The organism is Prevotella sp. AM42-24 (assembly GCF_003461825.1).
In the GTDB taxonomy this organism is placed as follows: Bacteria; Bacteroidota; Bacteroidia; order Bacteroidales; family Bacteroidaceae; genus Prevotella; species Prevotella hominis.
The window spans coordinates 110,413-111,927 of sequence record NZ_QTXV01000007.1 but is presented as its reverse complement, the minus strand read 5'-3'; the positions used below and the strand labels follow the sequence as shown (position 1 = coordinate 111,927).

The 1,515-nt window shown below is 42.4% G+C and carries 1 protein-coding gene; it reads right to left on the bottom strand.

The features are described 5' to 3' along the window. Window positions 1–254: 254 nt before the first annotated feature. Window positions 255–1,406: an IS110 family transposase gene (locus DW917_RS04295; RefSeq protein WP_118116778.1), complete on the bottom strand. Its 1,152-nt coding sequence runs from the start codon at window positions 1,404–1,406 to the stop codon at window positions 255–257. Window positions 1,407–1,515 lie beyond the last annotated feature (109 nt).

The following is a 1,515-nucleotide window of genomic DNA, read 5'->3' as shown; positions in this document are numbered from 1 at the left end:
CTTTCCTCTATAAAACGAAAATGATTTCCCTCGCACAAGGTAACTAAAACAAGGGAGTTTGCCTTTTCTTCGTAAATAAAGGCGCATGTCTCCCTTGCACTTGCTTATATAGCAAATGCGATTATCAGTATACTTTCCTCTTCGAGTTTTACTCATACTGACTTCCATAGCCTCCCATGACATTAAGTTAATTTGCAAACGAGGTCTAAACCCATCACAAAGATAATAGCTTTATCATGGAAGGTATATCATGGTCATCCGTTGTTGGCGGATTCTTCACGATCTGGTTTGAAGTCGACATAGTCTGTCTTGTCATGTAAGACATGCCATACAGCGATAAGTAACTTTCTCGCCACAGCAACAATCACCTTCATTTTGTTCTTTCTTCTCACAATTGTTTGGTGATACGAGAACCTACTGAAGAAACTGTCTTTCTGACGACTGGCAGCCCAGGCACATTGAATGATGGTGTTGCGGAGGTAGACATTGCCATGGGTAATTTTACGAGACTTGATTTTCTTGTTGGACTCGTCATTTCTTGGTCTCAGTCCACTCCAGGAAGCAAGGTGGTTTGCCGTTTCGAACTTACTCATATCCGTTCCGATCTCTGCAATCAATGATGTTGCGGCACGTTCCTTGATTCCTGGAATTTTCTGCAAGCGTTCAAGTTCCTCTGGAAAATGCTTCTCGCATATCTCCAACATTCTCTGCTGACATTCGTTTCTGTGGCTCTCGGCGATGTCAATTTCCTCATGGAGTTGGCGCAGTACATCTATTTCTGCCTGGGAGACAACGCCTGTCAATGAGGCTAATATCGTCTCCACACCATGACGATTGACAATACGACCATGAACAAGCTTCATCAGCTCGTTTGGATTTGTGACACCTTCCGAGAGCCTGCGCACGACATCGCGGTAACTCTTACACTCGATGTTGGATACATAATTGCTCAAGCGGATATTGCAACGTTGGAGTACGCCGTCCACCTTGGAAACCTTACGGACAATCTCCGCATTGAGGTCAAAGATTCGGCGGTCGTACTGACGAAGCTGTTGAATAATCTCTGGAGGAACGAAACTTCCCCTAACCAATTCCTTCATTGTACATTCTGCTATCCACTGGGCATCCTTGACATCACTCTTATGACCTGGAAGTTGCTTGATGAAATAAGGATTTACCAGACGCAGAGTAAAATGAGGAGAAAGCACACGCCATATTGGTATCCAATAGATACTGGTACTCTCCATACAAACCTCAAAAACATGATGCTTTTGGAGCAATTTCCGCATTTCTTCCAGCTGAAATGTTAAAACACCGAAAACTTGCTCAAATAATTCACCATCACTGTGCAAAATACAAAGAAAAATACTATCTTTGTGCACGTCAAGACCACATACTGCTTTCATAAGCCTACATTTTTGAAGTTTAAAAAATCAGTTAACGAACACTGCTTCAAAGATAATTAATATTTTTGTGACTCAGAGCACGTTAGTAGGATTTTTTGCAGTTGTGGTC

Bases quoted from the DNA above. Each gene is read 5' to 3' on its own strand.
- DW917_RS04295 (WP_118116778.1), bottom strand. From the start codon at position 1,406: ATGAAAGCAGTATGTGGTCTTGACGTGCACAAAGATAGTATTTTTCTT.